The sequence below is a fragment of the Aeromonas dhakensis genome, from assembly GCF_002285935.1.
Taxonomy (GTDB): Bacteria; Pseudomonadota; Gammaproteobacteria; order Enterobacterales; family Aeromonadaceae; genus Aeromonas; species Aeromonas dhakensis.
Window position 1 is genome coordinate 3,582,961 of record NZ_CP023141.1, and the last position, 25,475, is coordinate 3,608,435.

Annotated in this window: 23 protein-coding genes and 3 tRNA genes; 13 read left to right on the forward strand and 13 right to left on the reverse strand. The window is 58.9% G+C overall.

What is annotated here, in order from left to right:
- Positions 1-2: 2 nt before the first annotated feature.
- From CK627_RS16635 to CK627_RS16650, 4 genes are read left to right on the forward strand one after another with little or no spacing between them, the layout of a single operon-like run.
- Positions 3-962 (forward strand): ABC transporter permease, encoded by a 960-nt coding sequence (locus tag CK627_RS16635; protein WP_005300071.1) that lies wholly within the window; start codon positions 3-5, stop codon positions 960-962.
- A 35-nt stretch (positions 963-997) separates the two neighbouring features.
- A complete protein-coding gene (locus CK627_RS16640) occupies positions 998-1,891 on the forward strand; it encodes an ABC transporter permease subunit (protein ID WP_005300069.1) in 894 nt (297 codons plus the stop codon).
- On the forward strand, positions 1,891-2,889 hold the full coding sequence (locus tag CK627_RS16645) for a peptide ABC transporter ATP-binding protein (RefSeq protein WP_005300065.1): 999 nt from the start codon (positions 1,891-1,893) through the stop codon (positions 2,887-2,889). Before CK627_RS16640 ends, CK627_RS16645 begins: the two co-directional genes overlap by 1 nt.
- Positions 2,890-2,944: 55 nt before the next feature.
- Positions 2,945-3,730 carry a peptide ABC transporter ATP-binding protein gene (locus CK627_RS16650; protein WP_005300064.1) on the forward strand — a complete coding sequence of 262 codons (786 nt, stop codon included), beginning with the start codon at positions 2,945-2,947 and terminating at the stop codon, positions 3,728-3,730.
- 156 nt (positions 3,731-3,886) lie between these two features.
- On the opposite strand, the gene miaE is transcribed toward CK627_RS16650, so the two are convergent.
- The 8 genes from miaE to lrp all read right to left on the reverse strand — a co-directional run bounded on the left by miaE (position 3,887) and on the right by lrp (position 14,003).
- Positions 3,887-4,645: a tRNA isopentenyl-2-thiomethyl-A-37 hydroxylase MiaE gene (miaE, locus tag CK627_RS16655; RefSeq protein WP_017779989.1), complete on the reverse strand. Its 759-nt coding sequence runs from the start codon at positions 4,643-4,645 to the stop codon at positions 3,887-3,889.
- 184 nt (positions 4,646-4,829) lie between these two features.
- The gene (purF, locus tag CK627_RS16660) at positions 4,830-6,350 is read right to left on the reverse strand and encodes an amidophosphoribosyltransferase (RefSeq protein WP_005300060.1); all 1,521 of its coding nucleotides are present in this window, start codon (positions 6,348-6,350) and stop codon (positions 4,830-4,832) included.
- Between the two features lie 21 nt (positions 6,351-6,371).
- On the reverse strand, positions 6,372-6,860 hold the full coding sequence (locus tag CK627_RS16665; RefSeq protein ID WP_005300057.1) for a CvpA family protein: 489 nt from the start codon (positions 6,858-6,860) through the stop codon (positions 6,372-6,374).
- 186 nt (positions 6,861-7,046) lie between these two features.
- Positions 7,047-8,342 (reverse strand): serine--tRNA ligase, encoded by a 1,296-nt coding sequence (serS, locus tag CK627_RS16670; RefSeq protein WP_010634209.1) that lies wholly within the window; start codon positions 8,340-8,342, stop codon positions 7,047-7,049.
- A 339-nt stretch (positions 8,343-8,681) separates the two neighbouring features.
- On the reverse strand, positions 8,682-10,025 hold the full coding sequence (locus CK627_RS16675) for a replication-associated recombination protein A (RefSeq protein ID WP_017787137.1): 1,344 nt from the start codon (positions 10,023-10,025) through the stop codon (positions 8,682-8,684).
- Positions 10,026-10,095: 70 nt separating this feature from the next.
- The gene (gene lolA, locus CK627_RS16680; RefSeq protein ID WP_043158752.1) at positions 10,096-10,704 is read right to left on the reverse strand and encodes an outer membrane lipoprotein periplasmic chaperone LolA; all 609 of its coding nucleotides are present in this window, start codon (positions 10,702-10,704) and stop codon (positions 10,096-10,098) included.
- 77 nt (positions 10,705-10,781) lie between these two features.
- Positions 10,782-13,310 (reverse strand): DNA translocase FtsK, encoded by a 2,529-nt coding sequence (locus tag CK627_RS16685; protein WP_095592913.1) that lies wholly within the window; start codon positions 13,308-13,310, stop codon positions 10,782-10,784.
- A gap of 201 nt (positions 13,311-13,511) precedes the next feature.
- Positions 13,512-14,003, reverse strand: coding sequence for a leucine-responsive transcriptional regulator Lrp (lrp, locus tag CK627_RS16690; RefSeq protein ID WP_005300047.1), 492 nt, complete (start codon positions 14,001-14,003; stop codon positions 13,512-13,514).
- A 910-nt stretch (positions 14,004-14,913) separates the two neighbouring features.
- Here lrp and trxB point away from each other — a divergent pair.
- Together trxB and CK627_RS16700 are read left to right on the forward strand one after the other, a co-directional pair.
- Positions 14,914-15,864: a thioredoxin-disulfide reductase gene (trxB, locus tag CK627_RS16695; protein ID WP_054545048.1), complete on the forward strand. Its 951-nt coding sequence runs from the start codon at positions 14,914-14,916 to the stop codon at positions 15,862-15,864.
- 57 nt (positions 15,865-15,921) lie between these two features.
- Positions 15,922-17,169: a diguanylate cyclase gene (locus tag CK627_RS16700; protein WP_024941339.1), complete on the forward strand. Its 1,248-nt coding sequence runs from the start codon at positions 15,922-15,924 to the stop codon at positions 17,167-17,169.
- Positions 17,170-17,276: 107 nt separating this feature from the next.
- Here CK627_RS16700 and CK627_RS16705 read toward each other — a convergent pair whose 3' ends face one another.
- Positions 17,277-17,747, reverse strand: a complete 471-nt coding sequence (locus CK627_RS16705; protein ID WP_005300039.1) for an outer membrane lipoprotein — start codon at positions 17,745-17,747, stop codon at positions 17,277-17,279.
- 19 nt (positions 17,748-17,766) lie between these two features.
- On the opposite strand from CK627_RS16705, the gene aat reads away from it, so the two are divergent.
- The 3 genes from aat (at position 17,767) to infA (ending at position 19,474) form a co-directional block, all read left to right on the forward strand.
- Positions 17,767-18,474, forward strand: coding sequence for a leucyl/phenylalanyl-tRNA--protein transferase (gene aat / locus CK627_RS16710; protein WP_095592914.1), 708 nt, complete (start codon positions 17,767-17,769; stop codon positions 18,472-18,474).
- Complete coding sequence (locus tag CK627_RS16715) at positions 18,471-19,187, forward strand: arginyltransferase (RefSeq protein WP_005300035.1); 717 nt, start codon at positions 18,471-18,473, stop codon at positions 19,185-19,187. The genes aat and CK627_RS16715 overlap by 4 nt, the downstream gene beginning before the upstream one ends.
- A gap of 68 nt (positions 19,188-19,255) precedes the next feature.
- Positions 19,256-19,474, forward strand: a complete 219-nt coding sequence (infA, locus tag CK627_RS16720; protein ID WP_005300033.1) for a translation initiation factor IF-1 — start codon at positions 19,256-19,258, stop codon at positions 19,472-19,474.
- 69 nt (positions 19,475-19,543) lie between these two features.
- Here the strand turns inward: infA and clpA are convergent, their stop codons facing one another.
- Both clpA and clpS read right to left on the reverse strand, forming a co-directional pair.
- Positions 19,544-21,796, reverse strand: coding sequence for an ATP-dependent Clp protease ATP-binding subunit ClpA (gene clpA / locus CK627_RS16725; RefSeq protein ID WP_095592915.1), 2,253 nt, complete (start codon positions 21,794-21,796; stop codon positions 19,544-19,546).
- A 59-nt stretch (positions 21,797-21,855) separates the two neighbouring features.
- Positions 21,856-22,173, reverse strand: coding sequence for an ATP-dependent Clp protease adapter ClpS (gene clpS, locus CK627_RS16730; RefSeq protein WP_005300028.1), 318 nt, complete (start codon positions 22,171-22,173; stop codon positions 21,856-21,858).
- Between the two features lie 229 nt (positions 22,174-22,402).
- Here clpS and cspD point away from each other — a divergent pair, with 229 nt between their 5' ends.
- Positions 22,403-22,621 (forward strand): cold shock-like protein CspD, encoded by a 219-nt coding sequence (cspD, locus tag CK627_RS16735; protein ID WP_005300025.1) that lies wholly within the window; start codon positions 22,403-22,405, stop codon positions 22,619-22,621.
- A 110-nt stretch (positions 22,622-22,731) separates the two neighbouring features.
- Here the strand turns inward: cspD and folD are convergent, their stop codons facing one another.
- A complete protein-coding gene (folD, locus tag CK627_RS16740) occupies positions 22,732-23,595 on the reverse strand; it encodes a bifunctional methylenetetrahydrofolate dehydrogenase/methenyltetrahydrofolate cyclohydrolase FolD (protein WP_005300012.1) in 864 nt (287 codons plus the stop codon).
- 203 nt (positions 23,596-23,798) lie between these two features.
- Between folD and CK627_RS16745 the strand changes: the two genes are divergently transcribed.
- The 3 genes from CK627_RS16745 (at position 23,799) to CK627_RS16755 (ending at position 24,113) form a co-directional block, all read left to right on the forward strand.
- Positions 23,799-23,875, forward strand: a tRNA-Pro gene (locus CK627_RS16745).
- 36 nt (positions 23,876-23,911) lie between these two features.
- Positions 23,912-23,988 (forward strand) — tRNA-Arg (locus tag CK627_RS16750).
- Positions 23,989-24,037: 49 nt separating this feature from the next.
- Positions 24,038-24,113, forward strand: a tRNA-His gene (locus CK627_RS16755).
- Between the two features lie 449 nt (positions 24,114-24,562).
- Here the strand turns inward: CK627_RS16755 and CK627_RS22675 are convergent.
- The gene (locus tag CK627_RS22675; protein WP_157737194.1) at positions 24,563-25,474 is read right to left on the reverse strand and encodes a hypothetical protein; all 912 of its coding nucleotides are present in this window, start codon (positions 25,472-25,474) and stop codon (positions 24,563-24,565) included.
- Position 25,475 lies beyond the last annotated feature (1 nt).

Consider the following 25,475-nt stretch of genomic DNA (forward strand, 5'->3'; position numbering starts at 1 on the left):
GCATGTTTCTCTATATCCTGCGTCGCATCAATCTGCTGCTCATCACCCTGCTGGCGCTGACCTTCGTCGCCTACCTGCTGGACGTGCGCCTCATCGGCCAGCAGGCCAGCTTCTGGAGCGGTTACCCCGACTTCCTGCGCCGCATTCTGGACGGGGATCTGGGGCTCTCCAGCGTCTCCGGCCTGCCGGTGCTGGACGAGATCCGTCACTACTTCCCCGCCACCCTGATCCTCTGCGGGGCGGCCTTCGCCATCTCGCTGCTGGTGGGCATTCCGCTCGGCACCCTGGCGGCCCTCTCCCAGGGCAAGCCGCTCGATCTCACCATCATGACCGCCGGCCTCATCGGTTACGCGGTGCCAGTGTTCTGGCTGGCGCTGCTGGTGGTGATGTTCTTCTCGCTGGAGCTGGGCTGGCTGCCCGCCTCCGGCCAGATCAGCCTGCTCTATGACGTGCCCTCCATCACCGGCATCGCCCTCATCGACGTCTTGATGAGCCACGAGCCCTGGCGCCAGGCCGCCCTGCACGACGCCCTGCGCCACCTGATCCTGCCCTCGCTGGTGCTGGCGGTGGTGCCCACTACCGAGGTGATCCGCCACGTGCGCAGCTCCCTCATCGACGTGATGAAGCAGAACTACATCAAAGCGGCGGCCAGCCGCGGTCTCTCCCGCCGCCAGATCGTCTGGCGCCACGGTCTCAAGAATGCCCTGCCGCCGGTGCTGCCGCTGCTGGGCCTGCAGCTGGGCAGCGTGCTCACCTCCGCCATGATCACCGAGGTGGTGTTCGAGTGGCACGGCATCGGCCGCTGGCTCATCAACAGCATCGCCCTGCAGGACTACGCCGCCATCCGCGGCGCCACCCTGGTGGTGGCCAGCTTCGTCATCTTCATCAGCGTCAGCACCGAGCTGCTCACCACCATCATCTACCCGGCGCGGCGCAAAGAACTCTATGCAAAACAAGACTGAACGTGCTCATGGCATGACCCGGAGCCAGGAATCCTATGCAAGACAAGACTAGCCTCTACCCCGAGCTCAAGATCCTCTCGCCGCTGGAGCAGACCTGGGCCTCCTATCGCCGCAATCCGCTGGCGATGGCAGGACTCTGGTGCTTCGTGATCCTGCTGCTCATCACCCTGCTCGGCCCGCTGGTGGTGCCCTACGGCATCGACGAGCAGCACAGCTCCCGCCTGCTGCTGGCCCCCTCCTGGGCCAACAGCGGCAACATCGACTACTTCCTCGGCACCGACGATCTGGGCCGCGACATCCTCTCCCGGCTGGTGGTGGGCGCCAGGCTCACCTTTGGCAACGCCCTGCTGGTGGTGGTGATCGCCATGGTGGTGGGCACCGCCATCGGCATCCTCGGCGGCATGAGCAAGGGGCTCAAGTCGAGCGTGCTGCACCACCTGCTCGATACCCTGCTCTCCATCCCCTCCCTGCTGCTGGCCATCATCATGGTGGCCATTCTGGGGCCGGGTCTGTTCAACACCCTGATCGCCATCACCCTGGCGCTGATCCCTCCCTTCATCCGGGCCACCTACAACGCGGTCCACACCGAGATGCAGAAGGAGTACATCATCGCCAGCCGGCTCGACGGCTCGCCCCCCTTGCGGATCATGCGCCTCGCCATTTTGCCGAACATCGTCGAGACCCTGGTGGCCCAGACCACCCGCACCCTGTCGGCGGCCATCCTCGACATCTCGGCGGTGGGTTTTCTCGGCCTCGGTGCCCAGTCACCGCAACCTGAGTGGGGCGCCATGCTGGCGGACTCCAGCGATCTCATCTATCTCGCCCCCTGGACCGTGACCCTGCCGGGCATGGCCATCCTGTTCAGCGTGCTGGTCACCAATCTAGTAGGTGAAGGCATTCGCGAAGCACTCAAAGAGGGGAATGACTGATGCCGCTGCTCGACATACGCAACCTCACCATCGAGATCGACACTCCGCAGGGCAAAGTCAAGGCGGTGGACAAGGTGAGCCTGACCCTGGCCGAGGGGGAGATCCGCGGCCTGGTGGGAGAATCCGGCTCCGGCAAGAGCCTGGTGGCCAAGGTGATCGTCGGCATCCAGAAGGACAACTGGACGGTGCGCGCCGACCGGATGCGCTTCAACGACATGGACCTGCTGACCATGGCGCCCCGCGAGCGGCGCCGCATCATGGGCCGCGAGATCGCCATGATCTTCCAGGACCCCATCAGCTGTCTCGACCCCTCCGAGGAGATCGGCACCCAGCTGGAAGAGGCGATCCCCACCGACTCGTTCGAGGGGCAGTTCTGGCAGCGCTTCCAGTGGCGCAAGAAGAAGGCCATCGCCTTGCTGCACCGGGTCGGCGTCAAGGATCATCGCAAGGTGATGCGGGCCTACCCTCACGAGCTGTCGGACGGCATGTGCCAGAAGGTGATGATCGCCATGGCGATTGCCAACCAGCCGCGCCTGCTGGTGGCGGACGAGCCCACCAGCGCCATGGAGTCCACCACCCATTCCCAGATCCTGCGGCTGCTGGACAAGATGAACAAGCTGGGCAACACCACCATCCTAATCATCAGCAACGACATCGCCGCCATCGCCAACCTGACCGACACCATCAACGTGATGTATTGCGGCCAGATGGTGGAGGTGGGCACCCGGGAGCAGATCCTGGAAACCCCGCACCACCCCTACACCGATGCGCTGCTCAAGTCGATCCCCGACTTTGACAAGCTGGTGCGCCACAAGTCGCGCCTCGAGACCCTGCCCGGCGTCATTCCGCCGCTGCAGCACTTGCCCATCGGTTGCCGGCTCGGCCCCCGTTGCCCTTACGCCCAGAAGCAGTGCGTGCAGACGCCGCTGATGAGCAAGATCAAGGGGCACCAGTTCAGCTGCCACTTCCCGCTGAACATGGAAGAGCCCAAGAAGTGACGTCAATTTCGTATCGGTGTGTGACAGCGAGCCCTGTCACCAAGGAGTCAGGACAGTGATCGAACCCTCTCTGCTGCAGGTCAGGGGCCTGTGCAAGACCTATCAGAACCGCACCGGCCTGTTTCGACGCCGGGCGGTGGAAGCCATCAAGCCGCTCTCTTTTGATCTCGAGGTGGGCCAGACCCTGGCCATCGTCGGCGAGGCCGGCTCCGGCAAGAGCACCCTGGCCCGCATTCTGGCGGGCATGATAGAGCCGAGCGGTGGCGAGATCGCCATCGAGGGGCAGCCGATGATCCATGGCGACTATCAGACCCGCTGCAAGCTGCTGCGGATGATCTTCCAGGACCCCAACTCCTCCCTCAATCGCAAGATCCGGGTCGGCCAGATCCTGGAGACACCGCTGCGCCTCAACACCGAGATGACCGAGGAGGAGCGCCGCGACAAGGTGATACAGACCCTGCGCATGGTGGGCATGCTGGCGGATCACGCCCTCTTCTACCCGCAGATGCTCTCCGCCGGCCAGCAGCAACGGGTGGCGCTGGCGCGGGCGCTGATCCTCAACCCCAAGATAGTGGTAGCTGACGAGGCGCTCTCTACCCTGGATATCTCGGTGCGCTCCCAGATCATCAACCTGCTGCTGGAGATGCAGGAGACCATGGGGCTCAGCTATGTGCTGGTGGCCAACGATCTGGGGGTGGTGAGCCACATCAGCGACGAGGTGCTGGTGATGCACGAAGGGCGGGTGGTGGAGCGCGGCAAGACCCTCAAGGTGTTCGCCGATCCCCAGCACGAGGTGACCCGCCGCCTCATCCAGAACTACGACAACGAATACCGCCGCTGAGCCCTGCCCGGCGGCCTGCCACCGGCCCTTCCCCGCTGTTTCCGCTGCCCCGAAAATGAGACAAAAAAATCCCGGCTCAGGGGCCGGGAATTGCGCTCAAAAGTAAATGCGTCGCTCGTAGTAGGAACGCTGCAATGGTAGGCAGCCCCCTTCGCGTCAACAACTGTCAGATCTGACAGGAAGACCGCTATGGAACCTGAACTGCGGATCCGGCGAGCGGATCAGCTCCGCCTCCAGCTGGCCGAAGAAGGCCACCCGCTCGCTGATGTCCTCCCCCGCATATTGCTCGGCCAGCGCCAGATAATCCTGATAGTGGCGCGCCTCTGAGCGCAGCAGGGAGACGTAGAAGCGACCCAGCTCCTCGTCCAGATGGGGAGCCAGCTTGGCAAAACGCTCGCAGGAGCGCGCCTCGATATAGGCGCCTATGATCAGCTTGTCGACTATGGTGGCGGGCTCGTGGGTGCGCACGTGCTGCATCAGGTTACGCGCATAGCGGGAGGCGGTCACCGGGCCGTAGGGGATGTCGCGGGCGGCCATCAGCTCCAGCACCTGCTCGAAGTGGTGCAGCTCCTCCTGAATGAGCCGCACCATGGGAAACAGCAGCGGATTGCGAGAGAGCTCCTCGAACACGGTGCGATCGGTCTCTCCCATGGTCCGCTTGCCCAGGATCTCGGCCTTCTCCGGAATGGCGTCCAGCTCCCGATAGAACTCCAGCTTGGGCAGCAGATGGCGCTTGCCCTTGGGCAGGCAGTAGCGGCGCACCAGGCTGTGGGCGGTGAGCGCAGCCTTGTTTTCGCAGTTGGCGTGATCGATGAGCAGGGTCGGCAGCTGGGCGGGATCCCGCGCCATCTCGATCCACGCATCCGGGGTCTCGCAGTGCAAAAACTGGCGCACGGGGGCTAGCAGGTCATCCATCTGAACTCTCGTCTGGTCGGGTTGATACGGCGGCGGCCCATGCTAGCGGATCCCGCCGCCACTGCCCATAGCTGCGGCTACAAACGCTGCTTTTTCAAGCAGATGCAGGCCCTTTTCGGCAAGCGGAAACAACAATGGGGGCCTTGGCCCCCATCTCGTTGCAACACCTCAGCGTGGAAAACGTTTAACTGCCTTCGTTAAAAATTTCCAAGTTGCTGGTGCCTTCCTGCCACTCGCGCACCGCCTTGTTGTCATCGCTGCGCATGGCGTTGAGGTGGTCGAGGTAGGACTGATCCACGTCGGAGGTGACGTAGTGGCCGTTGAACACCGAAGTCTCGAAGTGACGCAGCTCGGGGTTGATCTCCCGCACCGCCGCTTCCAGATCTTCCAGATCCTGGAAGATGAGGCCATCGGCGCCGATGAGCTTGCACACCTCTTCCACTTCCCGGCCGTGGGCGATCAGCTCGTTGGCGGTGGGCATGTCGATGCCATAGACGTTGGGGAAGCGAATTTCCGGTGCCGCCGAGGCGAAGTAGACCTTGGCCGCTCCCGCTTCACGGGCCATCTGGATGATCTGCTCGGAGGTGGTACCGCGCACTATGGAGTCATCCACCAGCAACACCTTCTTGCCCTTGAACTCGGAGCTGATGGCGTTGAGCTTGCGACGCACCGACTTCTTGCGCTGGGTCTGGCCCGGCATGATGAAGGTACGGCCGATGTAGCGGTTCTTCACGAAGCCCTGACGGTACGGCAGATCCAGGGTGTGGGCGATTTCCAACGCCACGTCGCAGGAGGTCTCGGGGATGGGGATGACCACGTCCACGTCGAGATCTTCCCACTCGCGGGCGATCTTCTGACCCAGCTTGCGACCCATGTTGAGGCGAGCGGCATAGACCGACACCTTGTCGATGCACGAATCAGGGCGAGCGAAGTAGACGTACTCGAAGATGCAGGAGCTCATTTGCGGGTTCTCCGCACACTGCTCGGAGAAGAGCTGGCCCTGCTCGGTGATGTAGATGGCCTCGCCCGGGGCGATGTCGCGCACCGTCTCGAAACCGATGGCATCGAGCGCCACGCTCTCGGAGGCGAGCATGTACTCCACCTGCCCCTGCTCGTCGACCCGGCGACCCAGGATCAGCGGGCGAATGCCGTTGGGATCGCGAAAGCCGATGAGGCCGTGGCCGATCACCAGGGAGACCACCGCATAGGCGCCGCGGATCTGCTGATGTACCTTGCGCACTGCAGCGAAGATGTCCTCCGGTTGCAGGGCCATCTTGTCGCAGCGATCCAGTTCGTGGGCCAGCACGTTCAGCAGCACTTCGGAATCCGAGGTGGTGTTGATGTGGCGGCGGGCCACCTTGAACTGCTGCTCCTTGAGCTCCTTGGCGTTGGTGAGGTTGCCGTTGTGGGCCAGCACCATGCCGTAGGGAGAGTTCACGTAAAAAGGCTGGGCTTCAGCGGCACTGGAGCTGCCTGCGGTGGGATATCTGACATGTCCTATGCCGATATGCCCTTTCAGGCGCTGCATGTGACGCACTTCAAACACGTCCTTCACCAGGCCGTTGGCCTTGCGTTGCCGGAAGTTTCCACTGTCAATGGTCACGATCCCGGCGGCATCCTGTCCCCTGTGCTGCAACACCGTCAAGGCGTCGTAGAGGGCCTGATTGACGGGGGTGGTGCCAACTATACCGACAATACCACACATGTCTTTGCTACCTCGAAGTCACTATACCTGTTTAAGAAAACTCGATGAGTTCAGCATGAACCCGAAGAACCACTGGATGACCGGCTTGAACTCGGGCACCAGCTTGGATGCCACCCACCAGTCGCTCTGGGAGAGGCTGGTGAAGGTATCCATGAAAAAAAGCAGGGCACTGACGATCAGTACCCCGCGAATTGCGCCAAAACAGATGCCGAGCACCCGGTCGGTGCCGGACAGCCCCGTCTTGTCTACCAACAGGCCCACCACGTAGTTGACCACGCTGCCCAGGATCAGGGTCGCCACGAACAGGGCGGCGATGGCCAGGCCATTGCGCACCAGGGGATCGCTGAACGAGGTGAAATAGACGGCGAGATCGGGATAGAAATGGCTGGCGATGAAGAAGGCGACGAACCAGGTGACGAGAGACATGGCCTCCTTGACGAAGCCGCGCACCAGGCTGATGAGAGCAGAGAAACCGACGATGCCGATGATGGCGTAATCAATCCAGACCATAGAAAAAGATGTCCTGCGAAATTGCGGCGCAGTCTAACAAAAACGATTGCGCAATGCTTGATAAAATTGTGTTACATGTTCAAAGAGGCGCTGGCAACGCAGATTTATTCACGATTAAAACGGTTGACCGGCGCCAGAATGCACAACGCCATGGCATGCCATGGCGTTGTCGTCTGCAATGAGCGCTTACCCGATGTGGGTCAGGCCGCCCATGTAGGATTGCAGCGCAGCCGGGATGGCGATGCGGCCATCTTCCTGCTGGTAGTTCTCCAGCACCGCCACCAGGGTGCGACCCACCGCCAGGCCAGAGCCGTTCAGGGTGTGCAGCAGCTGCGGCTTGCCGTCGATGCGCACGCGAGCCTGCATGCGGCGTGCCTGGAAGTCGGTGCAGTTGGAGACGGAGGAGATCTCGCGATAGGTGTTCTGGGCCGGCAGCCACACTTCCAGATCGTAGGTCTTGGCAGCGCAGAAGCCCATGTCACCGGTAGAGAGTGCCATCACGCGATACGGCAGCTCCAGCAGTTGCAGTACCTTCTCGGCGTGACCCACCATCTCTTCCAGCGCGTCCCAGGATTTTTCCGGGTGTACCAGCTGTACCATCTCGACCTTGTCGAACTGGTGCATGCGGATGAGACCGCGGGTGTCACGGCCGTAGGAGCCCGCTTCGGAGCGGAAGCAGGGGCTGTGGGCGGTCATCTTGATGGGCAGTTCCTGCTCGTCGAAGATCTCGTCGCGGGCCATGTTGGTGAGCGGCACTTCGGAGGTCGGGATCAGGGAGAACTTGCGTACCTTGCCCTCTTCTTCCCCTTCCCCTTCGATGCCGGTATTGAAGAGATCCTGAGAGAACTTGGGCAGCTGACCGGTGCCGTACAGGCTGTCCGGGTTGACCAGATAGGGCACGTAGCACTCGGTGTAACCGTGCTGCAGGGTGTGCAGGTCCAGCATGAACTGGGCCAGAGCGCGGTGCAGGCGGGCAATCTGGCCCTTCATCACCACGAAACGGGAACCGGAGAGTTTGACGCCGTTCTTGAAGTCGACGCCCTTGGCCGCTTCACCCAGATCGATGTGATCGCGTACCTGGAAGCTGAACTCGCGCGGGGTACCCCAGCGGCGCACTTCTACGTTGTCGTTCTCGTCACGACCGACCGGAGTGGTGTCGCTCGGCAGGTTGGGGATGGCGTCGGCGATGGTCTTCAGCTCGGCCAGCAGGGCATCCAGCTCGACCTTGCTGGTCTCGAGCTCTTCGTTGATCTTGGAAACGATGGCCTTGAGGGGGGCAACATCTTCGCCGCGACGGGCAGCCTCACCGATGGATTTGGAGCGGGCGTTGCGCTCGGCCTGCAGCTCCTGGGTACGGGACTGCAGATCCTTGCGTTTCTCTTCCAGAGCATTGACAGCCGCTACGTCCAGAGCGTAGCCACGTGTCGCCAGACGAGCGGCGGCATCGTCGATGTCGCTGCGCAGATATTTGGGATCCAGCATGGTTTACCTACTTTTTTAAAATGGGATCTGGGCCTGAGTCATCATGACGGGCTGGGAAACAGATCCGGAAGTTAACATCGGTTGGCACACCCCTGTCGTCTTTTTGCATCGGGCCAACAAGAGCAAGCCTTCGAAATCAAGAAGATGGCACCAGGCCAAGACAAGCGGGGTCAGAGGGGCAGTGTATCAGACCGCCCCCCCGCCCGAACAGGGACTATTGCGCCCGTTTTGCCCTGTTTTCCGGGGGATGACGACCTGGATCAAATCGGCTGACCAATTAACGTGCAATCGGCCCGAATTGGTCAGGCAGAGGCACGGCCACTCCCCTGCCCCGGCCGGTTATTTCTCCCGCTGACGCGGGCTCTGCTTGTCCAGTTCGTGCAGGTAGTCGAGCTTCTGGCCGATCTGCTTCTCAAGGCCGCGATCGGTGGGCTGATAGTACTGCTTGCCAGCCAGCTCAGGCGGGAAGTACTGCTCGCCGGCGGCATAGGCGCCCGGCTCGTCGTGGGCATAGCGATACTCGGCGCCGTAGCCCAGCTCGCTCATCAGCCTGGTCGGCGCGTTGCGCAGGTGCGGCGGCACCTCGAAGTCCGGCAGGTTCTTGGCATCGTGAAGCGCCGCCTTCCAGGCGGTATAGACCGCATTGCTCTTGGGGGCGCAGGCGAGATAGACGATCGCCTGGGCGATGGCCCGCTCCCCTTCCGCCGGGCCGATGCGATGGAAGCAATCCCAGGCCGAGAGCGCCACCTGCATGGCACGGGGATCGGCGTTGCCCACGTCTTCCGAGGCAATCGCCAGCAGCCGGCGCGCAATATAGAGCGGATCGCAACCGGCGCTCACCATGCGGGCATACCAGTAGAGCGCCGCATCCGGTGCCGAGCCGCGAATGGACTTGTGCACCGCCGAGATGAGGTCGTAGAAGTGATCGCCCCCCTTGTCGAAGCGCGCCACGTGCTCCCCCACCACGGCGGCGAGCAGGCTGCTGTCGATCACCCGCGCCCCGGCACTGTCGGTTTCGGCCATGTCGGCCAACAGCTCCAGATAGTTGAGGGACTTGCGCCCGTCCCCGTCCACGGCTTTCGCCAGCGCCTCCTTCACCCCGGGGGCGAAGGCGAGGCTCGGGTCGTTGAGGCCACGGGGGTCCTGCAGCGCCTGATCGATCATGGCGAGGATATCCTGCACCTCCAGCCGTTTGAGCAGATAGACCCGGGCCCGGGAGAGCAGCGCGTTGTTGAGTTCGAACGAGGGGTTCTCGGTGGTGGCGCCGATGAAGGTGATGGTGCCGTCTTCGATGTGGGGCAGGAACACATCCTGCTGGCTCTTGTTGAAGCGGTGCACCTCGTCCACGAAGAGGATGGTGCGCACCCCGCGCCAGCTGTTCTCCTTGGCCTTGTCGATGGCGGCGCGGATCTCCTTGATGCCGGAGGTGACCGCCGAGAGCCGCTCCACCTCGGCCTGGCAGTAGTGGGCAACCAGTTCTGCCAGCGTGGTCTTGCCGGTGCCGGGAGGGCCCCACAGGATCATGGAGTGGCAGTGGCCCGCCAGGATCGCCTTGCGCAGCGGTTTGTCGGGCCCGAGGATATGTTGCTGACCTATGTACTGCTCGAGGGTTTGCGGCCGCATCCGGGCCGCCAGCGGACGAAAGTCCGACGAGAAATCCAGCGATAAATTGCTCATCTGCATTGACCGTCAGGAAGGGTGCAGGCCGCCGTTGCCGGGCGGCCTGCCAATAAAGCCAGCGCCTGCTTGCGCATCAGCGTTGATCGTCCAGTGCGACCCCCGCAGGCGTCTTGAAGACAAATTCGTTGCCCTTGAGCGCCGGCTTGCGGTTGAAGTTGCTCAGGGTGAACTCGCTCCACTGCCCCTGGGCCTCTTTCACGTCGAAGCGATTGATGTTGTTCTGGCGGTCGAAGGTAATGCGAAAGGAGGCGATCAGCTCATCCTGACTGCGGCTGGTGACGGTATAGACGTCCCCCTGCTGGGTCACGTCGTAGTTCTTCCAGAGCGCATCGTCGTTGCCGGCGATCAGCACGAAGGGGGTGTTGAGCACCGCATCCTTCATCTTGAGCGCGGTGACCTGCTCGACGAAGGGATCGTAGATCCAGACATCCTTGCCATCGGCCACGATCAGGCTCTCGTCCGGCGTAGTGGTGTGCCAGTTGAAACGGTTGGGACGCTGCACCAGCAGGGTGCCGCCGGCACGCTGCAGCTCCTTGCCCTTGCTGTCATAGACCACCTGGGCAAACTTGGCGGAGAAGAGGCTCACTCCCGCCAGTTTCTGCTTGAGATCGCTGGCCGCATCGGCCCACGCCTGGCTGCTGGCCACCAGCAGTACTGTGCCCATCAACAGTTGTTTTTTCATCACGCTTTTCATAACGGCTATCTCGATAAAAGGCCACGCCCGCAGAGGGCATGGCCAGGATGATAGAGGGGTGAGCCTTAGTCCCGCACCGGCGGTGGGGCCAGCACGTCGCGCTGACCATTGCCGCCCGGGGCGCTGACGATGCCCTGGTTTTCCATCTGCTCGATGAGACGGGCCGCCCGGTTGTAACCAATCTTGAACTTGCGCTGCACGCTGGAGGTGGAACCGCGGCGCGACTCCACCACGAAGGCCACCGCCTCGTCGAACAGGGGGTCGAGCTCTTCGTCGTCACCACCGCCATATTCGCCGCTGCCGCCCTCGCCGCCCGACTCACCGGAGAGGATCTCCTCGATGTAGTTCGGCTCACCGCGCAGTTTCCAGTCCGCCACCACCTTGTGCACCTCGTGGTCATCGACGAAGGCGCCGTGCACCCGGGTCGGGTTGGAGGTACCGGCCGGCATGTAGAGCATGTCGCCCATGCCGAGCAGGGATTCGGCGCCGCCCTGATCGATGATGGTACGGGAGTCGATCTTGCTCGATACCTGGAACGAGATACGGGTCGGGATGTTGGCCTTGATGAGACCGGTAATGACATCCACCGACGGACGCTGGGTCGCCAGGATCAGGTGGATACCGGCCGCCCGCGCCTTCTGGGCGATACGGGCGATCAGCTCCTCCACCTTCTTGCCGACGATCATCATCATGTCGGCAAACTCGTCCACCACCACGACTATGTGGGGCAGTTTTTCCAGCTCAGGCGGCATCTGATCCATGGAGTCACCCGGACGCCACAGCGGATCCAGCAGGGGTTCCCCCTCCTCGATGGCCGCCAGCACCTTGTCGTTGTAGCCCTTGAGGTTGCGCACCCCGACCGCCGACATCAACTTGTAGCGACGCTCCATCTCGCCCACGCACCAGCGCAGGGCGTTGGCGGCGTCCTTCATGTCGGTCACCACCTCGGTCAGCAGATGGGGGATCCCCTCGTAGACCGACAGCTCCAGCATCTTGGGGTCGATCATGATGAAGCGCAGATCGTCCGGCGTCGACTTGTAGAGCATGGAGATGATCATGGTGTTCACCCCCACCGACTTACCGGAACCTGTGGTACCGGCCACCAGCAGGTGGGGCATCTTGGCGAGGTTCACCACCACGGGTTCGCCGGCGATGTCCTGACCCAGCCCCATGGTGAGCGGGTTGCGGCTGCCAGAGAACGCCTCGCAGTCGAGGGTTTCGCGCAGGTAGACGGTCTGACGCACCCGGTTGGGTAGCTCGATCCCCACATAAGTCTTGCCCGGGATCACCTCCACCACCCGCACGCTGCTGGCCGACAGAGAGCGGGCCAGATCGCGGGAGAGGTTGGTGATCTTGCTCGCCTTCATGCCGGGCGCCAGATCCAGCTCGAAGCGGGTGATGACGGGGCCCGGATAGACGCCCACCACCTTGGCCTGCACGTTGTAGTCGGCGAGTTTCGCCTCCACCAGCCGGCCCATGCGCTCCAGCTCGTCCTTGCTCATCATCTGGGTCTTGGCGGGCGGACGGTCCAGCAGCTCGATGCTCGGCAAGGGGGGCAGCCCTGGTTGCAGACGGCGCTTGGGCTTGCCAGGAGTAGGGGCAGCCGGTGCAGGCGCCTCCTCATCCCCTTCGGCCCAGGGCAAGTCGAGATCATCGTCCTCGTCATCGGCCGTCACCAGCGCGGGCTGACGACGGGCGCCGGCCGCGGCGGTCCGCTTGGTGCGGGTAACCGGCGCAGGCGCGTCATCATCGTCGTCGTCAAACTGCGGATCGAACTGGAAGGTATCTTCGTCGAGCTCGGGCAGCCACTCCTCGGACTTGGCCTTCTGGCCCTTGGCGGCCACCTTCTCCTTCGGACGACGGGTCCAGCCGGTGTGCGGCTCATCCTCCTCGTCGTCACCCAGCTCGATGGCACCCACGCCCCCTTCCAGCAGGGGATCCGGCCCCTCGTAACGGGGCTGGCGCCAGCCACCGGTGAGCCAGCGGCCCAGGGTGGCAGGAAAGTGATAAACGGCGCTGACCGAGCCGGTGCAGGCGGCGCCGATCCGCTCGACGATGGTGAGCCAGGACCAGCCGGTAAACAGGGTGATGCCGGTGGCCACGAAGCAGAGCAGCAGCAGGTTGGCCCCGACGCCGCCAAACAGCGGCACCACGGCGGAGGAGATGACGTCCCCCACCAGACCGCCGGCGGAGAAATTCTGCAGATCGTTGAAGTTCATGCTGGCGATGGCGGACATGCCGAGCACGGTCAGGATGAAACCGACGATGCGCACCGACAGGGTAAGGTAGTCCACATCGAGCAGGCGGCTCGGGCGCCAGAACAGGCTCCAGCCAAGCAGCACGACCAAGGGGGGCACCAGGTAGGAGAAAGCCCCGAAGGTAAACATGGTGATATCGGCGAGCCAGGCCCCCGCGCTGCCGGCGAGGTTCTTCACCTCCCCTTGCCAGGAGGTCTGGGACCAACCAGGATCGGCGGGGTGGTAGGACAACAGGGCAAGCAAGAGATAGGCAGCCATCAGGGTGATGGCGATCAAGACGGCTTCGAAGATCCGTTGTGTACCTGATAAAGGAGTAAACAGCTTTTTATCGGCCAAACTCCGGCTCCTTTCTGAAAACATGTAATGCAGGGGGATAAGGGGGCCTAGTATCCCTGAAAAGCCCACCGGTTGTCAGCCAGTGCCCGATGTGCCGACCGTATTCACAACCGGCACGATAAGAAGAAACGAGCGGACCGGCCGCTCGTTTCTGAATGTCGTGACTTGTCGCAAGGCTGGCAAGCCACAGCATAACCCAACTCAACGGGTGCTGATCACCAGCCGACTGCTCTGTTTGACCTCTTCCATCACCACGTAGGTGCGGGTGTCGTTGACGCCGGGCAGACGCAGCAGGGTTTCCCCCAGCAGGCGGCGGTAGGCCGACATGTCGCTGACTCGAGTCTTGAGCAGATAGTCGAAATCGCCGGAGACCAGATGGCACTCCTGGATCTCTTCGAGTACCTGAACAGCCTTGTTGAACTGTTCAAATACATCCGGGGCACCGCGATTGAGGGTGATTTCCACGAATACCAGCAGAGACGCATCCAGATAATGAGGGTTCAGAATGGCGGCATATCCTTCGATATACCCTTGTCGCTCGAGGCGACGAACCCGTTCCAGACACGGTGTGGGACTCAGGCCAACACGTTTGGACAACTCAACGTTCGAAATTCTGCCATCCTTTTGCAGCTCATTCAGAATGTTGCGGTCAATCCTGTCCAAATCCTTTAGCCGACTCTTAGCTTCCATCATTTATTCCATCCTTTGGCTATTTTTTGGTAAGAATCACCAGTCATTTTATAATTATGGTCACAAATCCTGTCAATACCTGAATATGCTAGGCGCAAATGTTGCGGAAAATAACTGCAACATAAAACACCAATCGATAGTCGAGGGATAGCATGATTATCGGTGTACCTGAAGAAATAAAAAACCATGAATACCGCTTAGGCATGGTTCTGGCCAGTGTACGTTAACTAACAGCACGAAACCATACCGTTTTCGCCCAAAGCGGCGCAGGAAGCGGCAATGAGTTTGCCAATGCAGATTATCACGCTGCCACTGCTGCTATTTTGTCCTGTATTGCCGAGCTTTTCGTCAGTGCAGAGTCACCACAACGATCAGCCAAGGCCGCCAAGCCAGCTGCCTCCCCCTCGTGTTTCCCTCCTTTCTATAGATATGCACCTCACCGCTCCAGCGTGTTTTGCATCCGATGTGCCATAACGAGAGCGTTTCTTCGGCAAGAGAGCCCAGGCCCGTCCCCTAAGCAGCACCGCCGAAGCGACCCTCGCAGACAACTGGGCCTCTTGGTGAGCCCCATCGAAGCCAAATTGCCCCACCCACGGCGGGCCCCACTGCGCCAGAAGCTGTCAATCCTGGCGAGCTTGTCTCCATGTGAGCGGGGTCCGGTTCACTTGTGCCTGCAATCAGGACGCACGAGCACCACTCCTCTTGTTGTCGGCCGTGGGGCCACCAGGTACAGCTCGCCCGGGCCCATGACGACCGCCAGGGACAACCCGTGACAAACAACCCGTGACAAGAGAGCGCTTCCCCTTCATGAAGGGCCTTGAGGCCGATTGATGCAATCGACGCACTGGCCTTTGACCCCATATCACGAATTACCTACAATCGCGCAAACTCATCACGTCTCGGAAATCACATCATGAGCCAAGTCACTCATAGCAAACTGCTGATCCTGGGCTCCGGCCCGGCTGGTTACACCGCAGCTGTCTACGCCGCCCGTGCCAACCTCAATCCGCTGCTCATCACCGGCATGCAGCAAGGCGGTCAGCTGACTACCACCACCGAAGTGGAGAACTGGCCCGGTGACCCCGAGGGTCTGACCGGTCCGGCCCTGATGGAGCGCATGAAAGAGCATGCGGAGAAGTTCGATACCCGCATCCTGTTCGATCACATCAATGAAGTGGAGCTGACCCAGCGTCCGTTCCGCCTCAAGGGCGACAACGGCGAATACACCTGTGATGCGCTGATCATCGCGACCGGCGCCTCCGCCAAGTACCTGGGCCTGCCTTCCGAAGAGGCCTTCAAGGGCCGTGGCGTCTCCGCCTGCGCCACCTGTGACGGCTTCTTCTATCGCAATCAGGAAGTGGCCGTGGTCGGCGGCGGCAACACCGCCGTGGAAGAGGCACTCTATCTGGCCAACATCGCCAAGAAGGTGCACCTTATCCATCGCCGCGACGAGTTCCGCGCCGAGAAGATCCTGATCAAGCGCCTGCACGACAAGGTTGCCAGCGGCAACATCGTGCTGCACACCCACCAGACCCTGGACGAAGTGCTGGGTGACGACATGGGCGTGACCGGTGTCCGTCTGCGCAACACCCAGAACGACACCACCACCGACCTGCCACTGATGGGCGTCTTCATCGCTATCGGTCACCAGCCCAACACCCAGATCTTCGCCGACCAGCTGGAGATGCAGAACGGCTATCTGAAGGTGCGTGGCGGCCTGGACGGCTTTGCCACCCAGACCAGCATCGAAGGGGTATTTGCCGCCGGTGACGTGGCTGACCACACCTACCGTCAAGCCATCACCTCCGCCGGTACCGGCTGTATGGCCGCCCTCGATGCAGAGCGTTATCTGGACGCGCAATAAGCACAAGGGATATAAAAGGCATGCCGCAAGGCATGCCTTTTTGCTTTAAGGAGCCGGATGAAACAGAAAATATTGATTGTCGAGGATAGTCTGACTATTCGTCGCATGCTGATCCAGGCCATTGCCCAGCAAACCGGGCTGGAAATCGATGCGTTCGAAACCCTGGAAGGGGCCCGACACTGCCGGGGAGAAGAGTATGTGGTTGCCCTGGTGGATCTCACCTTGCCGGATGCCCCCAGCGGAGAAGCGGTCAAGGTATTGCTGGAGCGCGGCCTGCCGGTGGTGATCCTCACCGCCGACATCAGCGAGGATAAACGGGAAGCTTGGCTTGAGGCCGGGGTGCTCGATTACGTGATGAAAGATTCACGTCACTCCCTGCAGTATGCCGTCAGCCTGGTCCATCGCCTCTACCTCAACCAGCGCATCGAAGTGCTGGTGGTCGATGATTCCCGTACCTCCCGCCACCGCACCATGGCCCAGCTGCGCAAGCAACTGCTGCAGGTGCACGAGGCGAGCCACGCCCGTGAAGCGCTGGCCCAGCTCGAGCAGAACCCGGCCATCCGGCTGGTACTGGTCGACTACTATATGCCAGAAATTGACGGGATCAGCTTGGTACGCATGTTGCGCGAGCGCTACAGCAAGCAGCAGCTCGCCATCATAGGGATCTCGGTGTCGGACAAACGCGGCCTCTCCGCCCGCTACCTCAAACAGGGTGCCAACGACTTCCTCAACCAGCCGTTCGAGCCGGAAGAGCTGCAGTGCCGGGTCAGCCACAATCTGGAGGCGCTGGAACAGTTCAACAGCATCCAGGAGTCGGCCAATCGTGACTACCTGACCGGGCTCTACAACCGGCGCTACTGGTTCAACGAGGGTCAAAAATGGTTCGAGGAACACCAGCGCCAGGAGACGCCGCTTGCACTGTGCGTGCTCGATGTAGATCACTTCAAGCAGGTCAACGATCACTGGGGTCACGCCATCGGCGATCAGCTGTTGTGTCACCTCACCCGTCTGCTCACCCAGTTCTTCCCCGATGCCATGATCGCCCGCTTTGGCGGCGAGGAGTTTGCCCTGATGGTGCCTCACTGCACCGTGCCCGTGCTGCTCAAGCGGCTGGAAGGGTTGCGCCAGCAGATGCGCCAGCAACCGCTGTCACGGGAAACGCCGCTGTTCGTTCGCGCCAGTTTCGGGGTGATCCAGGTCGGGCGCGTCTCCATGGACGAGGCATTGAGCGAAGCGGATCGCCTGCTCTATCAGGCCAAGAACACCGGTCGTGACAAGATAGTGTCTCAAGGCTCAGCGGCCTGATCGCACCATCCCGGATGCTCGTCGTGTAGTACCGCCCGACCGCAGCCCCTCCCCGGGCACACGTCGGGTTCCCCTCCTGTTACCTCCCCGTCATGCCACAGCCCTGCTCAGTAGGTCTTGTCGACCCGCACGCCATCGTCGAAATAGAGGATGCGCACCTTGTCACCGTTCATGAATACCATGGCCGGATCGTAATCCTGAATGACGTTGACCAGCCCGTTCTGTTCGTTGCGAATGAGCAGTTCCACCAGCTTGTTCTCCACCACTGTGCCGCCGGATTGATACTGCTGCGCCGCAGCGGCGCCCGCCAGAGCCCCGACGGCAGTGGCGATTTCCCGACCATGGCCGCCACCGAACTGGTTGCCAAGCAGACCACCCAGCACGGCGCCGCCCAGGGTTTTCCAGCCTGAACGCTCGGACTCCAGGATCTGACGCTGGGTGATGTTGCGCACCGTTTCAACCTGGCCAAACACCACCTGATTCACGGGCCTGGCGGTATTGCGCTCGTAGACCTGGGCCCAGGCGGGCGCAGTGACAAAGCAGAACAAGCTGGATACTATCAGGATAATGGCCTTCATCTATGAACCTCGTTGCCTTATGTCTCGCTATCTTACCCAATTGGATGATGAGCTGTGCTGGTTTCCCGACCCCGAGCACGCCCTGGATGAACCCAACGGCCTGCTGGCGATCGGTGGCGATCTCTCCCCCGCCCGTTTGCTGGCAGCTTACCACAAGGGGATCTTCCCGTGGAACGAACCCCACCAGCCGCTGCTGTGGTGGTCACCCGATCCCAGAGGCGTTGTACTGCCGACGCAACTGCACATCGGCCGCAGCCTGCGCAAATTTATCCGCCGAACCCCATTCGATATTTCCATCGATCGCGCCTTTAATGAGGTGATAGCGGCCTGCGCCGCGCCCCGTCGCAGTGCCAGTGGAACCTGGATAAGCACACCCATGATCGACGCCTATCGACAACTGCACCGCCTTGGCCATGCCCACTCCGTCGAGATTTGGCAGGATGGCCGGCTGCAGGCCGGCCTCTACGGCCTCTCCCTCGGCCGGGTGTTCTGTGGCGAGTCCATGTTCAGTCGCATCGACAACGGCGCCAAGCTGGCCATGGTAGCCCTCTGCCAGCACTTTGCTAGGCATGGCGGGGCCCTGATCGATTGCCAGATGCAGAACGACTTTCTGGCCACCATGGGAATAGAGGAGTGGCCGAGAAGCAAATTCCTGACGACGCTGACCCAGCTGAGTCGGCAACCACTGGCGGCCGGCTGCTGGCAGGCGGGGAGCATGACACTATGACCGAAGAAGTGATCCTCAAGGTAGGACTGACCCCCAAGCATCAATGCAGCTATCTGGGTCATGAACAGGAACAGCTGCTGGTATTGATGGATCACAGCCTGCTCAACGCCAGCGGTTACGAGCGCCTGCTGACGGCCGGCTTCCGCCGCAGTGGCAACGACATCTATCGCCCCCACTGCCCGGCCTGCAATGCCTGCCAGTCACTGCGCATCCACAGCGAACGCTTCGTGCCCAGCCGCAGCCAGAAGCGGATCCGCCAGCTCAACCGGGATATCGAGCTGGTGCTGAGCTACGATGACAAGCCCGAATACTATCAGCTCTATGAGCGCTACATTCGCGAACGCCACCATGACGGCAGCATGTATCCCCCCAGCCGCACCCAGTACAAGGGGTTTCTCCATTGCGACTGGATGCCTCCCCTCTATCTGGAAATGCGCAAGGATAATCGGCTGATCGGGGTTGCAACTACGGATCTGCTGCCCCATTCCCTGAGCGCCATGTACACCTTCTTCGACCCGGCCCATGCCGATCGCTCACTCGGTACCTTTGCCATTCTGAGCCAGTTGGAACTGGCCAGGCGTACAGGCCGCAGCTGGCTGTATCTGGGCTACCTGGTGGAGGAGTGCCGCAAGATGAATTACAAGAGCCAGTACCTGCCTCATGAGCGTCTGATACAGGGAGAATGGAAAAATATCGACAGCAAGCCCGAGTAAACTTTACACATAGCCTTAAATCCGGCATGATCCAGCGGATTTTTGTTGTGGCTTATCAAGAGGATTCAATGGCTAAAGAAGACAGTATTGAGATGCAGGGCACTATTCTCGAAACCCTGCCCAATACCATGTTCCGTGTGGAACTGGAAAATGGTCACGTGGTTATCGCTCATATTTCCGGCAAGATGCGCAAAAACTACATCCGTATCCTGACTGGAGACAAAGTAACGGTAGCTCTGACTCCGTACGATCTCTCCAAGGGACGTATTGTTTTCCGCTCTCGCTAAGCCAGGAATTCAGCAAAAAACCCCAACCTTTCGGTTGGGGTTTTTTGTGGTCTTTCAACTGTTCAATGCTTAGTGGGAAACGGCTTCAACATTGACCTGATAGTCAAAGCTGAGGCTGTCATTTATCAACTCAACCTTCACAACCCCCCCATCGACCAGCGCCCCGAACAGGATCTCGTTGGCCAGGGGTTTCTTGAGGTGTTCCTGGATAACCCGCCCCATGGGTCTTGCCCCCATGGCCCTGTCATATCCTTTCTCGGCCAACCAGTGGCGGACACCCTCGGACACTTCAAGGGATACCCCTTTCGCATCCAGCTGAACCTGCAACTCGACGATGAACTTGTCGACCACCTGATGGATGATCTGCATGTCCAGATGGTTGAACCAGATGATGTGATCAAGCCGGTTGCGAAACTCCGGACTGAACGTCTTGTTGATCACCGCCATAGCATCGTGGCTCATATCCTGCTGCTGGAAGCCGATTGACTTGCGCTGGGTCTCCTGTACCCCCGCGTTGGTGGTCATCACCAAGATCACGTTGCGAAAATCCGCCTTGCGCCCGTTGTTGTCAGTCAGGGTGCCGTTGTCCATCACCTGCAACAGCAGATTGAACACGTCCGGATGCGCTTTTTCGATCTCGTCCAGCAGCACCACTGAGTGCGGATGCTTGAGAACAGAGTCGGTCAGCAGGCCCCCCTGCTCGAACCCCACATAACCGGGAGGCGCCCCGATCAGGCGAGAAACGGTGTGGCGCTCCATGTACTCGGACATATCAAAGCGCAGCACCTCGACGCCAAGCGCCTTGCCGAGCTGCTGGGTGACCTCGGTCTTGCCTACCCCGGTCGGGCCGGCAAACAGGAAGCAGCCCACTGGGCGACGCTCGTTGCCCAGCCCCGAGCGGGAGAGGCGAATGGAGTCTGTCAGCACCTCGATGGCTTTGTCTTGACCAAAGACCACCATCTTGAGATTGCGCTCCAGATTCTTCAGCACTTCCTTGTCGGAAGAGGAGACTGATTTCTCCGGGATGCGGGCAATCTTGGCGACAATGGTTTCGATCTCCTGCACATTGATCACTTTCTTGCGCTTGCTCACCGGCAGCAAGCGTTGACCCGCCCCGGCCTCGTCGATCACGTCGATCGCCTTGTCCGGCAGGTGGCGGTCATTGATGTACTTGGCGGAGAGCTCCACCGCGGCACGGATGGCCTTGACGGTGTAACGTACCCCGTGGTGCGCCTCATAGCGGCTCTTGAGGCCCATCAGGATGCGGGTAGTGTCATCCACGCTGGGCTCGACGATGTCGATCTTCTGGAAGCGACGCGCCAGGGCGCGGTCTTTTTCAAAGATCTGGGAGTATTCCTGGTAGGTGGTAGAGCCGACGCAGCGCAGCAAGCCATTGGAGAGCAGTGGCTTGATGAGGTTGGCCGCATCCAGCTGACCACCGGAGGCAGCCCCCGCCCCAATGATGGTGTGGATCTCGTCGATGAACAGGATGGCCCCTTCCTGACGCTCGATCTGCTTGAGCAGCACCTTGAGGCGCTTCTCGAAGTCACCGCGATATTTGGTCCCCGCCAGCAGCGACCCCATATCCAGGGAGTAGATGGTACTGCCCGCAATCACCTCGGGCACATCACCCTTGACGATACGATAGGCCAGCCCTTCCGCGATGGCTGTCTTGCCCACCCCGGCTTCGCCCACCAGCAAGGGGTTGTTCTTGCGACGGCGGCAGAGCACCTGAATCGTACGGTTGAGCTCCTGGTCGCGCCCGATGAGGGGATCGATACGCCCTTCCAGTACCAGCTGATTGAGGTTGGTGGCAAAGCTCTCAATCTGGGCAGCAGAGACCTCATCGTCAGACTCGACGTTGTTGTTGCTGTTGTCCGGTTTGCTGTCTTTACGTACCCCATGGGAGAGGAAGTTGACCACATCCAGCCGGCTGATCTCGGCCTTTTTCAGGAAGTAAGCAGCTTGGGACTCCTGCTCGCTGAAGATGGCAACCAGCACGTTGGCTCCACTGACCTCGGTGTTGCCGGAGGACTGAACGTGGAACACGGCGCGTTGCAGCACTCGCTGGAAGCCCAGTGTGGGCTGGGTCTCGCGGTCTTCATCATCACGGGGAATAAGCGGGGTTGTTTGACTGATGAATGCGCTGATCTCTTTGCGCATCTGCTCCACGTCAGCACCACAAGAACTCAGCGCCTCATTGGCTGAGCTGTTATCCAGCAGGGCTAACAACAGGTGCTCGACGGTCATGAATTCGTGGCGCTCGTCACGGGCCAGTTTGAAAGCCTCGTTCAGCGTCTTTTCTAGATCTTTACTCAACATAGGCACCTCCCCTAGTACAGCAACAATGTGGTGTCGTCATCGCCATCAAGTCATCAGATTCAAGCCTTTTCCATGGTACAGAGCAGTGGATGTTCGTTGTTACGTGCATAGGTGTTGACCTGGACCACTTTGGTTTCAGCAATCTCAGCGGTGAATGTGCCACAGACTCCCTTACCACTATAATGCACGCTCAGCATCACCTGAGTGGCCTTGTCCAAATCCATACCAAAGAACTTTTGCAGCACCTCCACCACGAACTCCATCGGTGTGTAGTCGTCGTTGTTCAGAACGACCTTGTACATGGGTGGCGGTTGCAGCTTGGTTTTCTCTGCCTCTGCAATCTCTTCATTAGCAAAGAGTTCTTTCTGCTTGCTCATAGTCGCGCTTTGGTACCTCTAGATTACTACCGCCTAACACAAGATTGGTCAATAGACTTGTTAACCAGATCACATCAGTTGTTAACAACTCCTTGACTCGCTCAAAAGTTAGACTAGATTGGTTACTTGCTAATCGGCGCCCGTCTGCTATGGGCTATGTTACTAGTTATAAAGGGCTGGCGCAGGTTACTCAACGACTTCAAGGTAATCAATAAAAGGATGTAGATGTATGGCAACCGGAACAGTCAAGTGGTTTAACAACGCAAAAGGATTTGGGTTTATCTGTCCGGAAGGAGGTGGCGAGGATATTTTCGCCCACTACTCCACGATACAAATGGAAGGCTACAAGACGTTGAAAGCAGGTCAAGCAGTCAACTTCGAGCTGCAGCAGGGGCCGAAAGGCAATCATGCCTCTGTCATTGTGCCAAACGAAGCACAGAACATGTAAGAGTCGAACTGGATAAATAAAAAAACCGGCAACCTTGCGGCTTGCCGGTTTTTTTATTGCTGCGAGCCAGAGGAGAAGTGCATTCTCCTGGCGGGTCAGTCAGGCAAAGATCATTTTGCGTTGTCGTGATAGTCCTGACAGGCGCTCAGGGTGTTTTCCATCAGGCTGGCTACCGTCATGGGGCCTACTCCACCCGGTACGGGCGTGATGAAGGATGCGTGGTTGCGGGCAGTCTCAAACTCCACGTCACCGACCAAAGAGCCATCCGCCAACCGATTGATACCCACGTCGATCACCAGTGCCCCCGGCTTGACCCACTCACCCGGGATGAAATTGGGTTTGCCAACGGCGACCACCAGCAGGTCGGCACGGCGAACCTGCTCTTCCAGATCCTGAGTGAAACGGTGGCAGGTAGTGGTAGTGCAACCGGCCAACAGCAGCTCCAGCGTCATCGGCCGGCCAACGATGTTGGACGCACCGACCACCACCGCATGCAAGCCGTGTGTCTTGACCCCGGTCGTTTCAATCAAGGTCATGATGCCCTTGGGCGTGCAGGGACGCAGTGCCGGAATACGCTGTGCCAGCCGACCCACGTTGTAGGGGTGGAAACCATCCACATCCTTGTCAGGACGAATACGCTCCAATACCTGAGTCGTATCGCAGTGAGCCGGCAAGGGGAGCTGCACCAGAATACCGTCAACGTCTGCGTCTTCATTCAGTTTATCGATCAGTGCCAGCAACTCTTCCTGGCTTGCCGTCGCATCCAGATCGTAAGAGCGGGAGATAAAGCCCACCTCTTCACAGGCACGCCGCTTGCTGCCGACATAGACCTGAGAGGCAGGATCTACCCCGACCAGGATCACCGCCAGACCCGGCGCCCGTTTTCCTTGTGCCAACCGCTGTTGGACTTGCGCTGCGACCTGATTGCGAATCGTTTGCGCAACCTGTTTTCCATCAATGATTTTGGCAGACATCGTTCTTCACTCACCATGTGTTCAACTGCCGCGCATTGTCGCATTTTTTTGCCACGGGTGTTAGCGGCTCTCGCATGGAGGGCAATAAGTAGGCATTTGAATTCATTGGTGGAAAAATTCGTTGACGCTGGCTTTCCCGCTTGGGTATGATGCCGGCCCGTTGCCCAGTACAGCCGCTGTCGCTATGCTGGAGACGAGATTTTCGGTGATTAGCGCAGCCCGGTAGCGCATCTGGTTTGGGACCAGAGGGTCAAAGGTTCGAATCCTTTATCACCGACCAGGTTTTTCGACATGCCGCCAGGCTTGTCGAGGCAATGCGCCCTTAGCTCAGTCGGATAGAGCAACGGCCTTCTAAGCCGTGGGTCGCAGGTTCGAATCCTGCAGGGCGCGCCATTGATGATATGCATCTCCCCGATGCAAGCATTGATGGTTATCTTCAGTGGTGGCTGTAGCTCAGTTGGTAGAGTCCCGGATTGTGATTCCGGTTGTCGTGGGTTCGAGCCCCATCAGCCACCCCAATATCTCCTTTCAAAATATATCCCGTATTATCTATTTAAATCCAGTATAAGTAACCCTCTCCTCTTGCGTTCTGATGGTTGTCTGCAAAATGTCTTTAATGGGTCTCACGGACGCTCACTCCAAAAGGTATCAGCATCGGAGCAGGCGGTATCTAGTAACCGCATCGCCCCTTGCAGGTATCAAGGGGAGAACAACTTGGTATGAGTCGGTGGTACTGATGTAGTCAGACCTGGAGCTATATTTGGAGCACTACTAACCAGAGGCAACATCAGAGCAAAACAATAGAATGATAACCTCCCCTCCTAGCACATATCCAAGAAGGTTCTGAAATTGATACCGAAAGAAGCGCACACTAGAGTAACGTAAACAAGACACCGGTTTGAGACCGGTGTCAGATGATTACTAGATTTATACATACTAGACCAATACTAATGACCTACACAACTGACTACTTTCCTCCAAAATTAATATCCGAGCATAATAAAGAACCGTTTACCTCTTTATTTTTTTCATTTATATAAACAACTTCACAAAGATGATTACGATTATCACTATAAAGATAATTAATAAAATCCCCCTTAATCAGGTATGACGCAGTTACCTTTCCACCTCTATAAATATATGCTTTTCTAGAATTAACCTTGGTAGGATTAAACTTCATACACGAACCATCATTTTCCTCATATTTAGCGCCAACTAGAAAAATATTTCCATTTCTGCTCACCTCAGTCTCAAAGGATATTGTTTTTTCATTTCCATTATAAACTACCCAAGGAGATTTTCTATAGCGTTTACAGCTACCCCCAGAGATAACTACATACTCATAATCACCAGCAATAAGAGACTCTTTACTTTCATACACCTTATTTAAAGTAGTATTTTTATCTCGATATGAGACGATGGAAAGATAATTGTTTTTACCACTAATAAGACGGGATGTATCAATATCACCAATCTGTCTAGAAATTTTGTCAGAAAATGAGGCTATATAACTCTCAACATTTCCATACCCATTCACTATCTTTTTTTCTAGACCGCAAAACCCTGTTTTATCATAAAGTCCGCTCTTATTACTTTTAAAGTCTATGTAAATACAATCAATGTAGAAATCATTATCATGATATATTAATGTCGCATAAGATGAAAAACTATCCAATGAGTTACTATCATTGACAATAGCCGGTTTACCATTAAATAAGTCGAACCACCGCTCTGAATTACCAAAGCTATTTTCATCAAAATCAAACGATTTTTTTACCTCACCATTCATTACATAAACTTCACCATCATCCTTACTATACTTTATTTCATGAGATGAAGCCCCAAAAGATACAAAAAGCAATAATAATATACGCAACATA

Bases quoted from the DNA above. Each gene is read 5' to 3' on its own strand.
- CK627_RS16635 (WP_005300071.1), top strand. From the start codon at position 3: ATGTTTCTCTATATCCTGCGTCGCATCAATCTGCTGCTCATCACCCTG.
- CK627_RS16640 (WP_005300069.1), top strand. From the start codon at position 998: ATGCAAGACAAGACTAGCCTCTACCCCGAGCTCAAGATCCTCTCGCCG.
- CK627_RS16645 (WP_005300065.1), top strand. From the start codon at position 1,891: ATGCCGCTGCTCGACATACGCAACCTCACCATCGAGATCGACACTCCG.
- miaE (WP_017779989.1), bottom strand. From the start codon at position 4,645: ATGGATGACCTGCTAGCCCCCGTGCGCCAGTTTTTGCACTGCGAGACC.
- purF (WP_005300060.1), bottom strand. From the start codon at position 6,350: ATGTGTGGTATTGTCGGTATAGTTGGCACCACCCCCGTCAATCAGGCC.
- CK627_RS16665 (WP_005300057.1), bottom strand. From the start codon at position 6,860: ATGGTCTGGATTGATTACGCCATCATCGGCATCGTCGGTTTCTCTGCT.
- serS (WP_010634209.1), bottom strand. From the start codon at position 8,342: ATGCTGGATCCCAAATATCTGCGCAGCGACATCGACGATGCCGCCGCT.
- CK627_RS16675 (WP_017787137.1), bottom strand. From the start codon at position 10,025: ATGCAGATGAGCAATTTATCGCTGGATTTCTCGTCGGACTTTCGTCCG.
- lolA (WP_043158752.1), bottom strand. From the start codon at position 10,704: ATGAAAAAACAACTGTTGATGGGCACAGTACTGCTGGTGGCCAGCAGC.
- lrp (WP_005300047.1), bottom strand. From the start codon at position 14,003: ATGATGGAAGCTAAGAGTCGGCTAAAGGATTTGGACAGGATTGACCGC.
- trxB (WP_054545048.1), top strand. From the start codon at position 14,914: ATGAGCCAAGTCACTCATAGCAAACTGCTGATCCTGGGCTCCGGCCCG.
- CK627_RS16700 (WP_024941339.1), top strand. From the start codon at position 15,922: ATGAAACAGAAAATATTGATTGTCGAGGATAGTCTGACTATTCGTCGC.
- CK627_RS16705 (WP_005300039.1), bottom strand. From the start codon at position 17,747: ATGAAGGCCATTATCCTGATAGTATCCAGCTTGTTCTGCTTTGTCACT.
- aat (WP_095592914.1), top strand. From the start codon at position 17,767: ATGTCTCGCTATCTTACCCAATTGGATGATGAGCTGTGCTGGTTTCCC.
- CK627_RS16715 (WP_005300035.1), top strand. From the start codon at position 18,471: ATGACCGAAGAAGTGATCCTCAAGGTAGGACTGACCCCCAAGCATCAA.
- infA (WP_005300033.1), top strand. From the start codon at position 19,256: ATGGCTAAAGAAGACAGTATTGAGATGCAGGGCACTATTCTCGAAACC.
- clpA (WP_095592915.1), bottom strand. From the start codon at position 21,796: ATGTTGAGTAAAGATCTAGAAAAGACGCTGAACGAGGCTTTCAAACTG.
- clpS (WP_005300028.1), bottom strand. From the start codon at position 22,173: ATGAGCAAGCAGAAAGAACTCTTTGCTAATGAAGAGATTGCAGAGGCA.
- cspD (WP_005300025.1), top strand. From the start codon at position 22,403: ATGGCAACCGGAACAGTCAAGTGGTTTAACAACGCAAAAGGATTTGGG.
- folD (WP_005300012.1), bottom strand. From the start codon at position 23,595: ATGTCTGCCAAAATCATTGATGGAAAACAGGTTGCGCAAACGATTCGC.
- CK627_RS22675 (WP_157737194.1), bottom strand. From the start codon at position 25,474: ATGTTGCGTATATTATTATTGCTTTTTGTATCTTTTGGGGCTTCATCT.